This window comes from Natrinema sp. H-ect1 (assembly GCF_041821105.1).
GTDB lineage: Archaea > Halobacteriota > Halobacteria > Halobacteriales > Natrialbaceae > Natrinema > Natrinema thermotolerans.
In genome coordinates this window covers 119,145-137,274 of the sequence record NZ_JBGUBA010000002.1, presented here as the reverse complement: position 1 = coordinate 137,274, position 18,130 = coordinate 119,145, and the positions used below count along the sequence as shown (strand labels likewise).

Genomic DNA, 18,130 nt, shown 5'->3' with positions numbered 1-18,130 from the left:
CTATGAGCCAGGCAGAACAAACCGAGACCGTCGACGAAGACGGTGTAATCGAAAGCGTGAGCGGTCCCGTCGTGACCGCCACGGACCTCGACGCCCGGATGAACGACGTCGTCTACGTCGGCGACGAAGGACTGATGGGCGAGGTCATCGAGATCGAAGGGAACCTGACCACGATTCAGGTCTACGAGGAAACCTCCGGCGTCGGCCCGGGCGAACCCGTCGAGAACACGGGCGAGCCCCTGAGCGTCGACCTCGGACCCGGCATGATGGACTCCATCTACGACGGCGTCCAGCGTCCGCTGGACGTCCTCGAGGACAAGATGGGGACCGCGTTCCTCGACCGCGGGGTCGACGCCCCCGGTATCGACCTCGAGAAGGAGTGGGAGTTCGAACCCACCGTCGAGGAGGGCGACGCGGTCGAGCCCGGCGACGTCGTCGGCGTTGTCGAAGAGACGGTCACCATCGACCACAAGGTCATGGTGCCGCCGGACTACGAGGGCGGCGAAGTCACGTCGGTCGAGAGCGGCGAGTTCACGGTCGAGGAGACCGTCGTCGAACTCGACAACGGCGAAGAGATCCAGATGCACCAGGAGTGGCCGGTTCGTGAAGCCCGGCCCGCCGGTGAGAAGGAGACGCCGACCGAGCCGCTGGTGACCGGCCAGCGCGTCCAGGACGGCCTGTTCCCGCTCGCGAAAGGCGGGACCGCGGCGATTCCGGGCCCCTTCGGCTCCGGGAAGACCGTCACCCAGCAGCAACTCGCCAAGTGGTCCGACGCGGACATCGTCGTCTACATCGGCTGTGGCGAGCGCGGCAACGAGATGACCGAGGTCATCGAGGACTTCCCGGAACTGCCGGACCCACAGACCGGGAACCCGCTGATGGCCCGGACCTGCCTCATCGCCAACACGTCGAATATGCCAGTCGCAGCCCGTGAGTCCTGTATCTACACGGGGATCACGATCGCGGAGTACTACCGCGACATGGGCTACGACGTCGCACTGATGGCCGACTCCACCTCCCGGTGGGCAGAGGCCATGCGGGAGATCTCGAGCCGACTCGAGGAAATGCCCGGCGAAGAGGGCTATCCCGCGTATCTGGCGGCCGCGCTCTCGGAGTTCTACGAGCGTGCCGGCAAGTTCCAGCTGATGAACGGCGGCGAGGGATCGATCTCGGTCGTCGGGGCAGTCTCGCCGCCGGGCGGTGACTTCTCCGAGCCGGTCACCCAGAACACGCTGCGTATCGTCAAGACGTTCTGGGCGCTGGACGCCGACCTCGCGGAGCGTCGGCACTTCCCCTCGATCAACTGGAACGAGTCCTACTCGCTGTACAAGGACCAGCTCGACCCGTGGTGGACGGACAACGTCGCCGGCGACTGGGCGGAAACCCGCCAGTGGGCCGTCGACGTCTTAGACGAGGAAGACGAGCTCCAGGAGATCGTCCAGCTCGTCGGCAAGGACGCGCTGCCGGAGGACCAGCAGCTCACGCTCGAGGTCGCTCGCTACCTGCGTGAGGCGTGGCTCCAGCAGAACGCCCTGCACGACGTCGACACCTACTGCGAACCCGAGAAGACTTACCGGATGCTCGGCGCGATCCAGACGTTCAACGACGAGGCCTTCGAGGCACTCGACGCCGGCGTGCCGCCGGAAGAGATCACGGACGTCGACGCCGCGCCGAAGCTCAACCGGATGGGCACGGCCGAGGAGTGGGAGGAGTTCATCGACGAGATCGAGAACGACCTCAAAGAACAACTACGAGCACTGTACTAACGATGAAAGAGTACCAGACTATCACGGAAATCAGCGGTCCGCTGGTGTTCGCCGAGGTCGACGAGCCCGTCGGGTACGACGAGATCGTCGAGATCGAGACCGAGGACGGACGGACGCTGCGCGGCCAGGTGCTGGAATCGAGCGAGGGTATCGTCTCGATCCAGGTGTTCGAAGGGACGGGCGGGATCGACCGCAACGCCTCCGTTCGCTTCCTGGGCGAGACGATGAAGATGCCCGTCACCGAGGACCTCCTCGGGCGGGTGCTGGACGGTTCCGGGAACCCGATCGACGGCGGTCCAGAAATCGTCCCCGATAAGCGACAGGACATCGTCGGCAAGGCGATCAACCCATACTCCCGGGAGTACCCCGAGGAGTTCATCCAGACCGGCGTCTCCGCCATCGACGGCATGAACACGCTGGTCCGAGGTCAGAAGCTGCCGATCTTCTCCGGGTCGGGGCTGCCCCACAACGAACTCGCCCTGCAGATCGCCCGTCAGGCGACGGTGCCCGAGGAAGACGAAGAAGGCGAGGGCTCGGAATTCGCCGTCATCTTCGGCGCGATGGGGATCACCCAGGAAGAGGCAAACGAGTTCATGGACGACTTCGAGCGCACCGGCGCGCTCGAGCGGTCGGTCGTCTTCATGAACCTCGCGGACGACCCGGCAGTCGAGCGCCAGGTCACCCCGCGACTCGCCTTGACCACGGCCGAGTATCTGGCCTTCGAGAAGGACTACCACGTGCTGGTCATCCTGACGGACATGACCAACTACTGTGAGGCACTGCGCGAGATCGGTGCCGCACGTGAGGAGGTCCCGGGCCGTCGTGGCTACCCCGGCTACATGTACACCGACCTGGCACAGCTCTACGAGCGCGCCGGTCGAATCGAGGGCAAAGAGGGCTCGGTCACGCAGATCCCGATCCTGACGATGCCCGGCGACGACGACACGCACCCGATTCCGGACCTGACCGGCTACATTACCGAGGGCCAGATCATGATGGATCGGGACTTAAACAGTCAGGGCATCGAACCGCCGGTCAACGTCCTCCCCAGCCTCTCGCGGCTGATGGACGACGGGATCGGCGAGGGCCTGACCCGCGAAGACCATGGCGACGTCTCCGACCAGATGTACGCCGCCTACGCGGAGGGTGAGGACCTGCGCGACCTCGTGAACATCGTCGGTCGCGAGGCACTGTCCGAGCGTGACAACAAGTTCCTCGACTTCGCCGACCGCTTCGAGGCGGAGTTCGTCCAGCAGGGGTACGACACCAACCGCTCGATCGACGACACCCTCGAACTCGGCTGGGACCTCCTCTCGGACCTCCCGAAGGAGGAACTCAACCGGATCGACGAGGACCTCATCGCGGAACACTACCGCGAAGACGAATCGGCCGAAGCCGTGCAGGCCGACTGACGACCACCTGCGTTTCACCGCCGCCTCCGTTTCTTCGACTCGAGCCACCGGGGAGTCGCTGGTACTCGAGCAATACACCAGTTTCCGCGCACGCGGGCGACACGCTCGAACAGGCAACGGAACAGACAAGGCCGTCGTCGGCGCGTCGCGCCCCCGCAGCCGTGGCCGCCACAGGGGCCGTGAATCGCGCCGGTCAGCCCCAACGGCGGGACCGATTCGACGGTCGACCTCGAGCGGGCGAAACCGATTCCGATCAGTCAGATTCCTTGACTATCACTGCGTGCAACAGGGGGAAAGGATCGTATGGATCGTCGGTAAAGCGTGTTATGTATGCACAAACCACTGCTCGTTCCGGAGTTCCTCGACCGGGCGCGGACCCATTACGGCGACGACGAGGCCGTCGTGGCGACGACGGGCGAACGGTTCACCTACGACGACCTCGGCGAGCGCGCCGATCGGTTTGCGGCGGCGCTGCAAGCACGGGGGATCGAGAAGGGCGACCGCGTGGCCGTGCTGGATCCGAACACCCACTACCACCTCGAGGCGGCGTACGGAAGCATGCAGATCGGGGCGGTTCACACGCCGCTGAACTATCGGCTCACGCCCGATGACTTCGAGTACATCCTCTCGGACGCGGGCGTGGATGCGATCTACGCCGACTACGAGTACGCCGACAGAATCGAGGCGATCCGCGATGACGTGCCGACGGAGACGTTCGTCACGAACGATGCGGCTGCCGTGGAAGGCGACTGGGAGGATTTCGATACGCTTCTCGAGGACGCCGGCCCCGGGTACGACCGGCCGGAGATGAGCGAGGACGAGATCATCACGATCAACTACACGTCGGGGACGACGGGGGATCCGAAGGGGGTCTGCCGAACGCATCGCTGCGAGACGATCCACGCCTACTTGCTGGTCGGCCACCAGGAGATCACCGACGACGACACCTATCTGTGGACGCTGCCGATGTTCCACGCGAACGGCTGGGGCCATATCTTCGCGGTAACGGGCATCGGCGCGACCCACGTCTGTACGCGCGGGGTCGACGCCGCGGAGATCTTCGAGACGGTCCGAGCCGAGGACGTCTCCTACATGTGCGGCGCGCCGACGGTGTTGAACATGCTGATCGATTACTATCGGGACCACGAACCCGAGACGACCGGCGACACCGACGTCCGGCTCGCGACCGCCGGCTCGGCTCCGCCGGAGGCGACAATCCGGACCGTCGAGGACGAGTTCGGCTGGTACCTGAAACACGTCTACGGCGCGACCGAGACGGGGCCGCTGATCACCACCTCCGACGCGCGCCGCCACTTCGAGGCAGACAGCGACGACCGGTTCCGGATCAAGAAACGCCAGGGACTGGCCTATCTGGGCACCGAGATCCGCGTCGTCGACGAGGACGGCGCGGACGTTCCCCGGGACGACGAGACGCTCGGCGAAGTCGTCGTCCGGGGTAACCAGATCATGGAGAAGTACTGGAACAAGCCCGAGGCGACCGAGGAGGCCTTCACTGACCGCGTCGAGGGCTACTACCACACCGGTGACCTCGCGACCGTCGACGAGAACGGCATGATCGCGATTCAGGACCGCAAGAAGGACATCATCATCTCGGGTGGGGAGAACATCTCGAGCATCGAGCTCGAGGACACGCTGTTCGATCACGAGGCGGTCGCGGATGCGGCGGTAATCCCGGCGCCGAGCGACGAGTGGGGTGAGACGCCGAAGGCCTTCGTCGTGCCGTCGAACGGCGATCCGACCGATCCGCCCGTGTCGGCTGAAGAACTGACCGCGTTCACCCGCGAGCAGCTCGCGGGCTATAAAGCCGTCCGCCGGATCGAGTACGTCAACGAGTTGCCGACGACCGCGACCGGCAAGGTCCAGAAGTACGAACTCCGCCAGGAGGAGTGGGACGACGAAGAGCGGATGGTCGGACAGGGATAACCGGGTCGGTAGTCAGGTACGGATCGAACCCGACCGTTTCGTGTCGCTACGGCCCATTATATAGGTCAGTGTTATGAACATAGCAACGGATTAGTAGTTTTTGGCGGATTCTCGGGTATGTCCGACCCGACAGGGACGACACGACGCGCAGTACTTTCGACTGGGGCCGCCGCCGGGACCGCCGCGGTCGCCGGTTGTCTGAGCGACCTCACCGGCGGGGGAAGTGGCGAAACCTACACCGTCGGCTACGGCGAGTACGAAACCGAGGTCGACTCCTCGGCGTTTCCCGACGAACTGCAGATCTACTGCGTCCAGACCGGCTGGTCGAACTGGGGGGCCGTCATGGAGGCGTTCGAAGACGAGTACGACCTCCCGCTGTACGACGCACAGGGCTCCTCCGGCGAGGCCCTCGAGGACATGCGGGCCAACGCTCGGAACCCGACCCACTCGGCGTACAACGGCGGCTACTCGTTCGGTCTCGAGGCGATGAACGACGAACTGACGGCCGACTACAAGCCGGCCAACTGGGACGTCGTTCCCGACGATCTGAAGACCGACAACGGACACGTGACCGCGACCCGGCAGATGACGACCGCGGTGACCTATCGGGCCGACATCTACGAGGAGCGGGGACTGGATGCCCCCGAAACGTGGGAGGACCTGAAACACCCCGACATCGCGCAGGATCTTGCCTTCACGCCGCCCCACACCGCCAACGGACAGGCCTCCGCGCTGTCGGTCAACCGGGCCTACGGTGGCGGTCTGGATAACCTCGATCCGGTCATCGAGTACCACGAGGCGATCGCCGACCACGGTGCGGACTTCCGGCGCAACGTCGAGGGGCCGATGACCAGCGGCGAGATCTCGACCGTCGTCGAGTACGACTACACCGGCCTCAATCTCAAGTACAACAACGACGAGTTCGACGAAGATCAGATCGAGGTCGCGGTCCTCGAGGGGCCAGACAGCGAGCCGGGCGCGATGAACGTCCCCTACGGCTACGCCCTCCTGCGGAACGCGCCCAACCCCGAGGCGGCGAAGCTGTTCATGGACTACGTCCTGACAGAGGAGTGCCAGTCGCTGTTCTTCGACGCCTACGTCCGCCCGATCCGGGCGAACGAACTCGACCAGCCCGACGAGTTCCCCGACCAGTCGTCCTACGAGGCGGCCGGATTCACCGTCGATCAGCAGAGCCTCGTCGAGAAGCAAGCCGACATTCAGGAGGAACTCGTCGACCGAACCCCGCTGCAGGGAGCCCAGTGATCGCGGATGTCGGTCCGGAAATCGGCGACGGCGTCGGTCCGTCGAATCGCGACGCTCGCGTCGACGACCGCCCGTCCGACGACCGAACGCGAGCGCGAGCGCCGGCGGATCGTAGTCCTCTGTCTCCCCTTCTTCGCGCTGGCGATCGTGGCGGGGTTCGTCCCGCTGGCGATGCTCGTCCGAATCAGCCTCGCGGAGGACACGATCTGGATGGAGGGCTGGTCGCTCGAGGCCTGGGAGACGCTCGCGACGACCCCGGCGTACCGGCGGGTCGCCTGGAACACGCTGTGGTTCGTCGGGCTGGCGACGGGAGTCAGCGTCGCGCTCGGCGTCGCCGTCGCACACGCCCTCGAGAAGTACGACCTGCCCGCGGAGCGGATCGTCGTCGCGGCGGTGTCGTTCCCCATCGCGCTGCCGGGGATCGTCGTCGCCTACCTCATCACGGTCCTGCTCGGCCGACAGGGGCTGGTAACGAACGCGATCGCGGTCGCGACGGGCCAGGGGGCGCACGGGCTCGCGAGCGCGACCGCGATCACCGGCCTCTTCCTCGGCTACGTCTACTCACTGCTGCCACGGGCGACGATGGTGCTTCGTGGCACCTACGCCGAGGTCAACGAACAGGCCGAGGAGGCGGCCCGTGCGCTGGGTGCCAGCCGTTGGGAGACGTTCTATCACGTGACGCTCCCCGAGATCAGGCCGGGCATCGCCGCCGCCGCGATCCTCACCTTCCGCTCCGGCCTCGCGATCTTCGGGACGGTACTCATCCTCCAGAGCCACCAGGTGGTCACGCTGCAAATACACAACGAGATCAGCGTCGGCTCGTACGCCCCCGACGTGGCAGCCGCGATCGGGCTCGTCTACGTGGTCTTCATCGTCGCGTTCACGTTCGTCGGGCTGCGGTTCGTCGACGACGACGCGGTGGAGGTCTGAGATGACCGGGAACACGTCACCGCGAGCCGACGACGGCTCGACTGCGGCCGAGAACGCGGACGCCGCATTGACGACTCGTCCCGACGGCGGCTCGGTAACGGCGTCAGGGAACCGCCGGTGGTCGCGGTCCGGCAGGGCCTTCTCGACGCTGCTCGGTCGGCCGATCGTCGCCGGCGTCGTCGCCGTCGTGACCGCGTTCCTGACGGTTCCGGTACTCGTCGCGTTCGTCTCCTCGTTCGCGGAGAGCGGCAGCGGCGTCCTGCCCACGGGGTTCGTCACGTTCGATCACTGGCGGAAGGTACTCGGGTTCGGCGAATACGGCGTCCGAAAGAACGCGATTCCGGGGCTGACGTACAGCCTCCTGATCGCGACCGGGGGGATGGTGTTGAACGTAGTGATCGGCGTCCCGGTCGCGTACGCGCTCGCCCGATACGATTTCTACGCACGGGACTGGGTCAACACGTTCGCGATCTTGCCGCTCGTCCCGGGGCTGATCCTGGGAATCGCCTTCGTCCAGACCTACCCCCAGCACGGCCGATCCGCACTCGGACTGCTGGCCGGCTACTGTCTGCTCAAATCACCGTACATGGTGTTGACCGTCCAGAGTTCGTTCCAGTCGATGGACCTCGTTCGCCTCGAGGAGAGCGCCCGATCGCTCGGCGCTTCGTGGCCACGGACGTTCCTGACGGTCGTCGTCCCGCACGCGAAACGTGGAATCATCGCCGGCGCGATCATCACCTGGACGCTCGCGGCCGCGGAGTTCAACTTCACACACATGGTCGCCAGCGGCAGCCCCGACCCGTTCGCGATGTTTCTCTACGATAACATCGCGAACAACGCCCTCTACCTCCAGTCGGCCGCGGCAGTGTCGGTGTACTTCCTGATCGTCGCCGGCGCGATCATCAGTCTGCAACTGCTCGGCAAACGGGGGTTCTCGACCGCACACCAATGAGACACGCTACGAACGGAGTACGGCGTCGAATCGCTCGCACACCGATCGACCGGAGCGCGCTCGAGGGAGGTGAGCAACCGTGAGCGACGTCACCCTCGAGTCGCTGACCAAGACCTACGGCGACGAGGTGGCCGTCGACGGGATCGACCTGACGATCCGGGACGGCGAAATCCTCGGGGTCGTCGGTCCCTCCGGTTGCGGGAAGACGACCACGTTGCGGACCATCGCCGGCTTCGAGACGCCGACCCACGGCCGGGTGCTGTTCGACGGGGTCGACGTGACACACGTCCCGCCGGAAGAGCGCAACGTCGGCCTGGTCTTCCAGTCGTATGCCCTGTTCGACACCATGACCGTCCGCGAGAACGTCGCGTTCGGGCCGAAGATGCAGGGGGTCCCGAAAGCCAAGCGCCGCGAGCGGGCCGACGACCTGCTCGCCATGCTCGACATCGCCGAACTGGCCGACCGGCGGCCGACAACGCTGTCGGGCGGCCAGCAACAGCGGGTCGGCCTCGCGCGGGCGCTCGCGATCGAACCCCACGTCCTGCTTCTCGACGAACCGATGACGGGGCTGGACGCCGAACTCAAGACCCGGCTGCGCGAGGAGATCGGCGACCTGCTTGCCGACCTCGAGGTGACCGCCCTCTACGTCACCCACGACCAGGAAGAGGCGATGGCGATGTGCGATCGGATCGCGGTGCTGGCGGACGGCACGCTCGAGCAGGTCGGCTCGCCCGCGGAGATCTACCGCCGGCCCGCCAACCCCTTCGTCGCGAACTTCGTCGGGAGTTCGACCCTCCTCGAGGGCGTCGCCGAGAACGGCCACGTCGATCTGGGCTTTACCGAACTGCCCGTGGCGGCCGAGACGGACGGCTCGGTGCGGGTCGCGGCCCGGCCCGCCGCCTTCGAACTCGGCGAGGGATCGCTCGAGGCCGACGTGACGGACGTGACCTACCTCGGAGACCGGACCCAGCTGACGGCGACGCTGCCCGACGACACGACGGTGACGCTACACGCCGACGGGATCGACGGCTACCGGGTGGGCGACTCGGTCCCGCTCTCGATCGACGAGCAGCGGGTCCACCTGCTCGAGTAGGGATGTCGTCGGTTCGGGTCGGCTCCTAGCGCGTGAAGCGGCGTCACCGGTCGTCGTGACGGGTTCCGAATCCCCGCGAGCCGTCGTCCCGTTCGTCGCGATCCGAGCGGGTACTCCCGTGGCGGTCGTCGGCCAGACGATCCGGCTCCCCCGCCGAACGCGACGGCTCGCGGCCGCCGCGCTCTTTCGCGATCCGTTCGGCCTCGCGTCGATCCACGACGGTCGGGTCCGACGTTTCCCGACTGATCGCCAGCCACAGCACCAGCGGGATCGCGAGGGAGACTACCAACAGGATCACGACGGTAACGGCCATGGTTCGGTCGATACTCGAGGGGGCGAACACAAAAGATTTGTTGGAAAAGATGAAAGAACCCGCTATGCGAGACGACGAGCGCGGCTGTCCGAAGTGCGGTCACACCGAAACGGAAATCGACGAGATCTCGACGACCGGCGGCGGGCTCTCCAAGATGCTCGACATCCAGAATCGGCGGTTTCACGTCGTGAGCTGTACAAGTTGTGGCTACTCGGAACTCTACAAGGGCCAGTCGTCCGGCGATATGATCGATCTGTTCCTCGGCTGAGACGGCGGTTGCGGCGTCACGCCGTCGACACCGTCGCTCACGGAAAACTGTAAACAGTTATCCGACTGGGGGCGTTACCCCTCGACAAGATGGCCAACGACGTCAAGCCCACCCGCAAGAACTTGATGGCGATCGAGGATCGCATCGAGCTCTCCGAGCGGGGTCACGGCACGCTCGAGAAGAAACGCGACGGGCTGATCATGGAGTTCATGGACATTCTGGACAAGGCCCAGGACGTCCGCGGCGACCTCGCACAGGACTACGAGGACGCCCAGAAGAAGATCAACATGGCCCGGGCGATGGAAGGCGACGTCGCAGTCCGCGGTGCCGCGGCGGCGCTGCAGGAACACCCCGAGATCACCACCGAATCGAAGAACATCATGGGCGTCGTCGTCCCCCAGATCGAGTCCTCGAAGGTCACCAAGAGCCTCGATCAGCGCGGCTACGGGATCATGGGGACCTCTGCCCGCATCGACGAGGCCGCCGAGGCCTACGAGGACCTCTTAGAGAGCATCATCCTCGCCGCCGAGGTCGAGACGGCGATGAAGAAGATGCTCCGCGAGATCGAGACCACCAAGCGCCGCGTCAACGCCCTCGAGTTCAAGCTCCTGCCCGAACTCTACGAGAACCAGGAGTACATCGAGCAGAAACTCGAGGAACAGGAACGCGAGGAGACGTTCCGCCTGAAGAAGATCAAGGAGAAGAAAGAAGCCGAGGAAGCCGCCGAACGGGAGGCCGAAGCGGCCGCCGAAGCCGAGGCCGAAGCGGACGACGAACTCGAGCAGGCAACCGCGGACGACTGACTCCGCCGGGCCGTCGCGTTTGCAGCCCTCTCTTCCCTGACCGATGAACTGTCCCGAGTGTGACACGCCGACGCTTTCGATGGCCGTCCCCGCCGAGTACCGCGACTATGTTCCCGAGACGGCCGCAACCGTTGCCGTTTGTCCACGCTGTCTGACGCTCGAACCGATCGACGACGGAGCCGCGGCGGCCGCGGGCAACGACACCGACGTCTCGCGGATCAGCGACGCGTTCCCGACCGATCCCGAGGGCGCCGTCCCGCTGGTGCTTGCGATCGGGCTGTGTTCCTCGCTCGCGACGAACCGCGCTGCCATCGAGGAACTCCTCGAGTCGGTCGAACGGGCCGGGACGGACCCGCTGCTCGTCTTCGATCGCCTCGTCGCGGACCCATCGGTCGAGCCCACGATCGATCTCGAGCGGCGTTGCCACCAGCTCGAGGAACTGCTGTACTGACGGCGGCGAAAACGGGCGCGTGCGGATCGACTGACTACTTCCCGGTCGGCGTGACGTTGTTGCTGACGGCCTGTTTGACCTGCAAGGCAGCGCTTGCGGCCAGTCCGCGGGCGACCTCGTCGCGTTCGTCCGCGGTGATGGCCTCCTCGGCGGCGGCCGCGTCCTCTAGATCGGGCGTGAAGCCGGCGGAGACGGCGTGGCCGACCGGCGGGCGAACGGCGACGGTGACCTGCGGGCCGCTCATCCCGCTCGAGATATCCGAATCGACGACGTATTCGTTGGGAAGAAACTCCCGCGTGCGGGCGGCGATCCGCGAGACGTCGCGGTGGAGGAGCCGCTTTTGCGCGTTCGAGAGGTCCGGAACGTCCGCCGCGGCTCGCTGCCCAGCCCCAGTCTCGCCCGGTAGCCCTGCGTACGGCGTGTTTCCGTTCATGAGAAGTGTGTGCCAGTAGCAACGAGCCGACCGGTCAAAAGGGTTCGCTTTGGGACAATCCCGTGGGGCTGGTGTCGCGGTTCCCGGCTACCTACGGGAGTGTCCCGGCACCGACTGACAGTCCGGACTAGATGATCGGCTCGCTGTCACCGTACACGGCGAGGACGACCGCCGTCGTGTGCTGGCCCGAGTCGGCCTGCCGACTCTCGACGGTCACCCGCGGGTCGGCAAACGACCAGTCGCGAAGCTCCTGCCCTGCGGCCAGTCCTTCCCGGACCCCCCGCTCGACGTCTTCGCGATCCATCTCGCCGGCGGTCTCGTAGAACAGTCCCGGGCCGTCGTCGGCGGACTGGGCCCACGCGAGCGCCGCACTCACGCGGCCGGGGCCGGCGGTCGTAGCGCGTGCTTCGACGACGGTCAGGCGCTCGCCGGCGGGGCCGAGATCGGGTGCGGTGCCGACGGCCTCGACCTCGGCATCGGCCGGGATCACCGAGGAGACCGAGACGAGGTTGTAGTTCTCGATGCCGGCCTCGGCCAGCGCCGCGTCGTAAGAAGCCATCGCCGTGGGCGCCGACGCGGCACCCCAGACGACTCGGATCGTACTCATACCCGAATTCGGGGACGGGCGGCGTAAGGGCTTGCGATCCGGACCCGAGCGGAAACGGACCGGTTCTGTGGCCACGAGCGGAGCCCGAAGAACCGAGGACTCCGCGAGTCGGGGGAGGGCAGGCGGTTTACTGACACTCACCGCGAGCGAGGACACAGGCCGAGCGAGCGGGCCGACGACTGACTCGAAGTGAGCAATGCGAACGGAGAGGAAGGAGGAGTGCTTTTAATCGAATTTTTGCCGCGGGCGCGGCTTCGCCGCGCCCGCAGAGCAAAACTTCGCGCTTATTGGTAGAAGTAGCCGGCCGAGGAGACCACGTCGCTCGAGTCGTCTTCCTCGATCTTCTCTAAGGCCTCGGTGAAGTCCTGATGGGAGACCTCGTCGCGGTCGTTGCGGATGGCGAACATGCCGGCCTCGGTAGCGAGACTTTCGATATCGGCTCCGGAGTAGCCGTCGGTGTCGGCCGCCAGCGCGGCGAAGTCGACGTCGTCGGAGACGTTCATGGTCCGCGTGTGGATCTCGAGGATCTGTTCGCGGCCCTCGGCGTCGGGCTCGGGGACCTCGATCAGGCGGTCGAACCGGCCGGGACGAAGGATGGCGCGGTCGAGCATGTCGAAGCGGTTGGTCGCGGCGATGATGCGGACCTCACCGCGGGCCTCGAAGCCGTCCATCTCGCTGAGTAGTTGCATCATCGTCCGCTGGACTTCGGCGTCGCCGGAGGTCTTCGATTCGGTGCGACGCGTGGCGATGGCGTCGATCTCGTCGATGAAGATGATGGCGGGCTGGCGTTCACGGGCCATCTCGAAGAGGTCGCGGACGAGCCGCGAGCCCTCGCCGATGAACTTCCGGACGAGTTCCGAGCCGGCCATCTTGATGAAAGTGGCGTCGGTCTCGTTGGCGACGGCCTTCGCGAGCATCGTCTTGCCCGTCCCCGGCGGGCCGTACAGTAGCACGCCGCTTGGCGGATCGATCCCGACCTCGTCGAAGAGTTCGGGCTCGGCGAGCGGCTGCTCGACGGCTTCCCGGACCTCACGGACCTGTTCGTCGATGCCGCCGATGTCCGTGTATGCGACCGCCGGCTTCTCGGTGATCTCCATCGACTGGGCGCGGGCGTCGGTCTCGGCGTTGAGGATAGTCTGGATCGCGAAGGAATCGTTGACCGCGACGCGGTCGCCGGGCTCGAGGTCGTCGACGAGTCGGGAAGAGACCTCGGTCAGCACCTCCTGGTTGTTGCCGTGTTGCTTGACGATGACTTCCTCGTCGTCGAGGACGTCCTCGACGGTGGCGATATACAGCGAGGAGCTTTTCAGCGTCTCGTTTTCGCGTTCGACGCGGTCGACTTTCTCCCGCAGGCGCTCGCGGCGGTCCTCGGCGTCGTCGAGCTGGTCGGACAGTTGCTCGTTGACGTCGACGAGGTCCTCGTAGTGTCCCCGAAGCGCCTCGAGCCGTTCGTCGTCAGGGAGATCCGAGTCGATATCGCGGTGAGGTCGGTCGGGAATAGACGGGCTTCGAGACATCCTGATGTACGCCGATAGGATTTCGACGGTAAATGTGCCTTTGGGTCCCGGAGGGTTTTCTGACGCGACTGGGAAACAGAACCCGCAGTTTGACGGTTTCGGCCCGAGCAGCCTCCGGCGTGAGAAGCGGTGATCGCGCATGGACCGCTGGAAGTCATGTCCGGAACAACCGCAACCGTCCCGCGGGTCGCCGGGAAACCGGTAGAAGGGATCGTCTCAGTCGAGCAGCGATTCGAACTCCTCGAGGCGCTGGCCGTAGGTCTCGAGGGCGCGATCGATCGGGGCCGAGGAACTCATATCGACGCCGGCGATCCGCAGGAGGTCGAGGGGGTACTCCCGGGAGCCGTGCCGGAGGAACTCGAGGTAGTCCTCGGCGGCGGATTGGCCGTTCTCGAGAACGTCGTCGACGATCGCCAGCGCCGCCGAGATGCCGGTGGCGTACTGGTAGACGTAGAAGGCCCGATAGAAGTGGGGGATTCGCATCCACTCGCGGGCGATCCGGTCGTCGATCGTAGCGGGCGCGTAGTAGTCTTCTTTCAGCCCGCGGTAGAGGTCGTCCAGCCGGTCCGCGGTCAGGGGCTCGCCCGCCTCCTCGAGGCGGTGGGTCTCGTGTTCGAACTCGGCGAAGAGGGTCTGCCGATAGAGGGTCGAGCGAACCCGCTCTAAGAACTCGTTCAGGACGTGCTTGCGGAACTCGGGATCGTCGACGGTTTCCAGCAGGTGGTTGGTCAACAGGGCCTCGTTGACCGTACTGGCGACCTCGGCCACGAAGATCTCGTAGCTCGAGTAGATGTAGGGCTGTTCGTCCTTCGTGAGTTCCGAGTGCATCGAGTGGCCGAGTTCGTGGGCCAGCGTGTACATCGAGGCGATGTCCTGCTGGTAGTTCAGGAGGATGAACGGCTGGGTGTCGTAGGTGCCGCCGGAGTAGGCACCCGACTGTTTGCCCTCGTTCTCGTAGACGTCGATCCACTGGGAGTCGAGGCCGTCCGCGACGCGGGACTGGTACTCCTCACCGAGCGGCGCGAGCGCGTCGACGACGTACTCGGTGGCCTGGTCGTACTCGAGGTCGGGGCCCTCGTCGCCGGTCAGCGGCATGTAGAGGTCCCACATCTGCAGGTCGTCGACGCCGAGCGCCCGCTCTTTGAGTTCGGCGTGGTGGTGGAGCTTGTCGAGGTTGTCGTGGACGGTATCGACGAGCGTGTCGTAGACCTCGACGGGGACGTTCGGCCCGTCGAGGGCGGCCTCGCGGGCGGTGTCGTAGTTGCGCGCTCGAGCGGTCTTGACGTCGGCCTTGACGCTGTTCTTGTAGCTGGCCGCAACGGTGTTGCGAACCGACTCCCACTCGTCGAAGTAGCCCTCGTAGACCCGTTTGCGAAAGTCGCGGTCGGGCCGTTTGAGCAGGTTCGTGAAGTTGCTCTGGGTGATCTCGACGGCCTCGCCCTCGGGATCCTCGACGGTCGGGAACGCCATGTCCGCGTTCGAGAGCATGTTGTAGACCTCGCCGGTCGCCCCGGTCACCTCGCTCAGGTCGGCCAACAGCGCCTCGACCTCGGCCGAGCGCGTGTGGGGTTTCATCCGGAGAACGTCGTCGACGTAGTGGTCGTAGGTCTCGAGGGACGGTTCCTCGTCGACCAGCTCGTCGAAGGCCTCGCGAGTCAGGTCCTGGAGTTCGGGTTCGATAAAGGAGGCGGCGGACTGGGCGTCGGCCGCCAGCGACTGGGCACGGGCGGTCAGGGCCTGGTACTGCTGGTTCGTCGTGTCCTCGTCGCGGCGCATCCGGGCGTAGGCGGCGACCGTCGACACCTCGCGCATGATCTCGTCGCGTAACTCGAGGGTCTCGAGGAGGGTCTCGGCGTCGTCGGTGACCTGTCCCTCGTAAGCCTCGAGGTCGTCGACGCGCTCGGCGACGGCCTCGTAGGCCGCCTCCCAGTCGTCGTCGGTCGCGTAGATGCTCTCGAGGTCCCACGTATACTGCTCGTCGACCTCCGAGCGTTCGGGTACGGAACTCATAGCCACGCGTTCGAAGCGGTGGCGGTAAAGCGTGTCGGACCCCTTCAGGGTACGGGAAGCCGGGATCAACCCGATCCTGTCCGCCGAGCGTTCGCGGCGGGTGCCCCGACCGGAAGAACGAACGGCTTTTCACTCTCATTTCCCGAATCGCCAGTATGAACCGGCTCCTCGAGTCGTTAGACGACGCGCCGATCATCGACAAGGACGGGTACGAGTACCTCGTCCATCCGATCAGCAACGGGGTCCCACAGCTCGATCCCGCCCTGTTGCGGGAGGTCGTCGTCGAAGTGATGCGAACCGCGGACCTCGACGTGGACAAGATCGTCGCGCCGGAGGCGATGGGCATCCACCTCGCGACCGCACTCTCCCTGCAGGCCGACGTGCCGTTGGTCGTCATCCGAAAGCGGGCCTATGGGCTCGACGGCGAGGTCTCCCTGCATCAGGAGACGGGCTACTCGGAGTCGGAGATGTACATCAACGACGTCGAGGCGGGCGATCGCGTCCTGATCGTCGACGACATGCTCTCGACCGGCGGCACGCTGGCGGCCATCTGCACCGCGCTGGACGATATCGGTGCCGACATCGTCGACATCGTGGTCGTCCTTCGAAAGGTCGGCGACTCCGCGCTCGACGACACGAAGTTCGATGCGACGAGCCTCCTCGACATCACCGTCGAGGACGGTGAGGTAACGGTTCACTGATCGCCCCCGTTGGTTCCCGTTGTTGTCCTACAAGAGTAGTGGGTAGCGGCGGCTCCCCGTCGCCGCTCCCCGAAACATATGCACGATTGTGGTCATAGTCGGCCCCAATCGACCGCTCGATAAGCGCATATACGAGATTTTTTGTACATCGATTCGCTACGGGGTGGGTATAGTATGTCGAACGGAACTGACGGGGGCATTCGGATCGAATACGGCGTCGACGAAAAACCGCCGTTACCGAAGTCCATCCTGCTGGGCTTGCAACACGTCGCGGTCATGATCGTGCCGGCGACGGCAGTGGCGTACGTCGTCGCAAACGGGGTCGGTGCCGAAGCCGACGCGGCCTACCTCGTCCAGATGGTCCTGCTGTTTTCCGGACTGGCAACGATGGTCCAGGCCTACACCGTCGGCCCGGTCGGTGCGCGGCTGCCGATCGTCATGGGATCGAGTTTTACCTTCGTCGGCGCGACGATCGATATCGGCGCTAGCTTCGGACTGTCCGCCGTCTTCGGTGCGATCCTCGTGACCGGCTTCGTCGTCGAGGGCCTGATCGGCTGGCAGTTCAAACGTATCAAACCGTTCTTCCCGCCGTTGGTGACCGGCCTCGTCGTCGTCATCATCGGCCTCTATCTCGTGCCGGTCGCGATGGACTACGCCGCCGGCGGGGTCGGCGCGTCGGACTTCGGTGCCTTGCACCACATCGGACTCGCCGCGCTCGTGCTGGCGATCGCCGTCGGTCTCAACATGTTCACGCGCGGCGTCACGCGACTGTTGTCCGTGCTGTTTGCGATCTTCGTCGGCTACGTGACCGCCATCGCTCTCACGTTCGCGACCGGGCTCGAACTCGTCGACTTCTCGGACGTCGGGAGCGCCGCGTGGATCGCGCTCCCGTCGCCGACGCGCTTTGGCTTCGAGTTCGAGCCGATCGCGATCGCCACCTTCGCCGTCCTCTTTCTCGTCTCCTCGATGGAGACCGTCGGCGACATGTCCGGCGTCACGGCCGCCGAGGGGCGCAATCCGACGAACGAGGAGTTCCGCGGCGGGCTGTTCAACGACGGCCTGTTGAGTTCGATCGGCGCCGTCTTCAGTGCGTTCCCGATCACGTCGTTCTCCCAGAACGTCGGCATCGTCAACTTCACCGGTGTGATGAGCCGTCACGTCGTCGGCATCGGCGGCGTCTTCCTCGCCGTCCTCGGACTGAGTCCCAAAGTCGGCGCTGCCGTCACGACGATCCCCAGCGCGGTCTTCGGCGGCGCCGTCCTGCTGATGGCCGGGATGGTCGCCGCCAGCGGGTTCCGACTGGTCGTCACGCACGTCGACCTCGATCGTCGGAACACGGTCATCGTCGCCGTCTCGCTCGGTCTCGGACTCGGCGTCGCGACGACGCCCGAGGCACTGTCGGGACTCCCGAGCGGCGCGGAACTGTTCTTCGGACAGTCGGTCATCGTGACCGCACTGTCGGCGCTGGTCCTCAACACGTTCGTCCCCGGCGCGGCGAGTCCGCTGTTCGACGCCCCAGCGACCGACTCGGAGCCGGCTTCGGAGGCCATAGACGCCGAACCCGCCGGCTCCGTGGACGACTGAGCCACGCGCCGGTCTCGACGGCGTGCTTGCGGCGATCGGGGACGGATCGAAGGCAGGCGGGCGACGAACCCGACCGACATCAG

Annotated in this window: 17 protein-coding genes; 12 read left to right on the top strand and 5 right to left on the bottom strand. The window is 65.6% G+C overall.

Going from position 1 to position 18,130, the window contains the following annotated elements; all coding sequences use genetic code 11:
* The first annotated feature begins 2 nt into the window (after positions 1-2).
* The 7 genes from ACERIM_RS04875 (at position 3) to ACERIM_RS04845 (ending at position 9,360) form a co-directional block, all read left to right on the top strand.
* Entirely contained in the window at positions 3-1,766 is a 1,764-nt protein-coding gene (locus ACERIM_RS04875; RefSeq protein WP_006647997.1) for an ATP synthase subunit A, read from the top strand.
* A gap of 2 nt (positions 1,767-1,768) precedes the next feature.
* Positions 1,769-3,178 carry an ATP synthase subunit B gene (locus ACERIM_RS04870; RefSeq protein ID WP_006180311.1) on the top strand — a complete coding sequence of 470 codons (1,410 nt, stop codon included), beginning with the start codon at positions 1,769-1,771 and terminating at the stop codon, positions 3,176-3,178.
* Between the two features lie 330 nt (positions 3,179-3,508).
* On the top strand, positions 3,509-5,122 hold the full coding sequence (locus tag ACERIM_RS04865) for a long-chain-fatty-acid--CoA ligase (protein WP_373631551.1): 1,614 nt from the start codon (positions 3,509-3,511) through the stop codon (positions 5,120-5,122).
* A 117-nt stretch (positions 5,123-5,239) separates the two neighbouring features.
* Positions 5,240-6,385 carry an extracellular solute-binding protein gene (locus ACERIM_RS04860; RefSeq protein WP_373631549.1) on the top strand — a complete coding sequence of 382 codons (1,146 nt, stop codon included), beginning with the start codon at positions 5,240-5,242 and terminating at the stop codon, positions 6,383-6,385.
* Between the two features lie 6 nt (positions 6,386-6,391).
* Positions 6,392-7,315, top strand: coding sequence for an ABC transporter permease (locus ACERIM_RS04855; RefSeq protein ID WP_373631547.1), 924 nt, complete (start codon positions 6,392-6,394; stop codon positions 7,313-7,315).
* A gap of 1 nt (position 7,316) precedes the next feature.
* Positions 7,317-8,267, top strand: a complete 951-nt coding sequence (locus tag ACERIM_RS04850; protein WP_006648001.1) for an ABC transporter permease — start codon at positions 7,317-7,319, stop codon at positions 8,265-8,267.
* Between the two features lie 79 nt (positions 8,268-8,346).
* Complete coding sequence (locus ACERIM_RS04845; protein ID WP_373631546.1) at positions 8,347-9,360, top strand: ABC transporter ATP-binding protein; 1,014 nt, start codon at positions 8,347-8,349, stop codon at positions 9,358-9,360.
* Positions 9,361-9,403: 43 nt separating this feature from the next.
* Here ACERIM_RS04845 and ACERIM_RS04840 read toward each other — a convergent pair whose 3' ends face one another.
* Complete coding sequence (locus ACERIM_RS04840; protein WP_006648003.1) at positions 9,404-9,673, bottom strand: hypothetical protein; 270 nt, start codon at positions 9,671-9,673, stop codon at positions 9,404-9,406.
* A 64-nt stretch (positions 9,674-9,737) separates the two neighbouring features.
* On the opposite strand from ACERIM_RS04840, the gene ACERIM_RS04835 reads away from it, so the two are divergent.
* The 3 genes from ACERIM_RS04835 (at position 9,738) to ACERIM_RS04825 (ending at position 11,195) form a co-directional block, all read left to right on the top strand.
* Entirely contained in the window at positions 9,738-9,941 is a 204-nt protein-coding gene (locus ACERIM_RS04835) for a zinc ribbon domain-containing protein (RefSeq protein WP_373631544.1), read from the top strand.
* Positions 9,942-10,030: 89 nt separating this feature from the next.
* Positions 10,031-10,744 (top strand): V-type ATP synthase subunit D, encoded by a 714-nt coding sequence (locus ACERIM_RS04830; RefSeq protein ID WP_006648005.1) that lies wholly within the window; start codon positions 10,031-10,033, stop codon positions 10,742-10,744.
* 43 nt (positions 10,745-10,787) lie between these two features.
* A complete protein-coding gene (locus tag ACERIM_RS04825; protein ID WP_373631542.1) occupies positions 10,788-11,195 on the top strand; it encodes a DUF6276 family protein in 408 nt (135 codons plus the stop codon).
* Between the two features lie 34 nt (positions 11,196-11,229).
* Here ACERIM_RS04825 and ACERIM_RS04820 read toward each other — a convergent pair whose 3' ends face one another.
* The 4 genes from ACERIM_RS04820 to pepF all read right to left on the bottom strand — a co-directional run bounded on the left by ACERIM_RS04820 (position 11,230) and on the right by pepF (position 15,762).
* Positions 11,230-11,628, bottom strand: a complete 399-nt coding sequence (locus ACERIM_RS04820) for a DUF5811 family protein (RefSeq protein WP_006648007.1) — start codon at positions 11,626-11,628, stop codon at positions 11,230-11,232.
* Between the two features lie 127 nt (positions 11,629-11,755).
* On the bottom strand, positions 11,756-12,235 hold the full coding sequence (locus ACERIM_RS04815; RefSeq protein ID WP_049965671.1) for a pyruvoyl-dependent arginine decarboxylase: 480 nt from the start codon (positions 12,233-12,235) through the stop codon (positions 11,756-11,758).
* 284 nt (positions 12,236-12,519) lie between these two features.
* Positions 12,520-13,752, bottom strand: a complete 1,233-nt coding sequence (locus tag ACERIM_RS04810) for a proteasome-activating nucleotidase (RefSeq protein ID WP_006180325.1) — start codon at positions 13,750-13,752, stop codon at positions 12,520-12,522.
* A gap of 216 nt (positions 13,753-13,968) precedes the next feature.
* Positions 13,969-15,762, bottom strand: a complete 1,794-nt coding sequence (pepF, locus tag ACERIM_RS04805; protein ID WP_373631540.1) for an oligoendopeptidase F — start codon at positions 15,760-15,762, stop codon at positions 13,969-13,971.
* A gap of 155 nt (positions 15,763-15,917) precedes the next feature.
* Between pepF and hpt the strand changes: the two genes are divergently transcribed.
* Entirely contained in the window at positions 15,918-16,463 is a 546-nt protein-coding gene (hpt, locus tag ACERIM_RS04800) for a hypoxanthine/guanine phosphoribosyltransferase (protein ID WP_006648011.1), read from the top strand.
* Between the two features lie 174 nt (positions 16,464-16,637).
* Complete coding sequence (locus ACERIM_RS04795; RefSeq protein ID WP_373631539.1) at positions 16,638-18,047, top strand: uracil-xanthine permease family protein; 1,410 nt, start codon at positions 16,638-16,640, stop codon at positions 18,045-18,047.
* Positions 18,048-18,130: the final 83 nt, after the last annotated feature.

Coding starts and splice junctions, on each gene's coding strand:
- ACERIM_RS04810 (WP_006180325.1), bottom strand. CDS start 13,752: ATGTCTCGAAGCCCGTCTATTCCCGACCGACCTCACCGCGATATCGAC.
- ACERIM_RS04830 (WP_006648005.1), top strand. CDS start 10,031: ATGGCCAACGACGTCAAGCCCACCCGCAAGAACTTGATGGCGATCGAG.
- ACERIM_RS04875 (WP_006647997.1), top strand. CDS start 3: ATGAGCCAGGCAGAACAAACCGAGACCGTCGACGAAGACGGTGTAATC.
- ACERIM_RS04870 (WP_006180311.1), top strand. CDS start 1,769: ATGAAAGAGTACCAGACTATCACGGAAATCAGCGGTCCGCTGGTGTTC.
- ACERIM_RS04860 (WP_373631549.1), top strand. CDS start 5,240: ATGTCCGACCCGACAGGGACGACACGACGCGCAGTACTTTCGACTGGG.
- ACERIM_RS04850 (WP_006648001.1), top strand. CDS start 7,317: ATGACCGGGAACACGTCACCGCGAGCCGACGACGGCTCGACTGCGGCC.
- ACERIM_RS04840 (WP_006648003.1), bottom strand. CDS start 9,673: ATGGCCGTTACCGTCGTGATCCTGTTGGTAGTCTCCCTCGCGATCCCG.
- ACERIM_RS04865 (WP_373631551.1), top strand. CDS start 3,509: ATGCACAAACCACTGCTCGTTCCGGAGTTCCTCGACCGGGCGCGGACC.
- ACERIM_RS04825 (WP_373631542.1), top strand. CDS start 10,788: ATGAACTGTCCCGAGTGTGACACGCCGACGCTTTCGATGGCCGTCCCC.
- pepF (WP_373631540.1), bottom strand. CDS start 15,762: ATGAGTTCCGTACCCGAACGCTCGGAGGTCGACGAGCAGTATACGTGG.
- ACERIM_RS04855 (WP_373631547.1), top strand. CDS start 6,392: ATGTCGGTCCGGAAATCGGCGACGGCGTCGGTCCGTCGAATCGCGACG.
- hpt (WP_006648011.1), top strand. CDS start 15,918: ATGAACCGGCTCCTCGAGTCGTTAGACGACGCGCCGATCATCGACAAG.
- ACERIM_RS04795 (WP_373631539.1), top strand. CDS start 16,638: ATGTCGAACGGAACTGACGGGGGCATTCGGATCGAATACGGCGTCGAC.
- ACERIM_RS04820 (WP_006648007.1), bottom strand. CDS start 11,628: ATGAACGGAAACACGCCGTACGCAGGGCTACCGGGCGAGACTGGGGCT.
- ACERIM_RS04835 (WP_373631544.1), top strand. CDS start 9,738: ATGCGAGACGACGAGCGCGGCTGTCCGAAGTGCGGTCACACCGAAACG.
- ACERIM_RS04815 (WP_049965671.1), bottom strand. CDS start 12,235: ATGAGTACGATCCGAGTCGTCTGGGGTGCCGCGTCGGCGCCCACGGCG.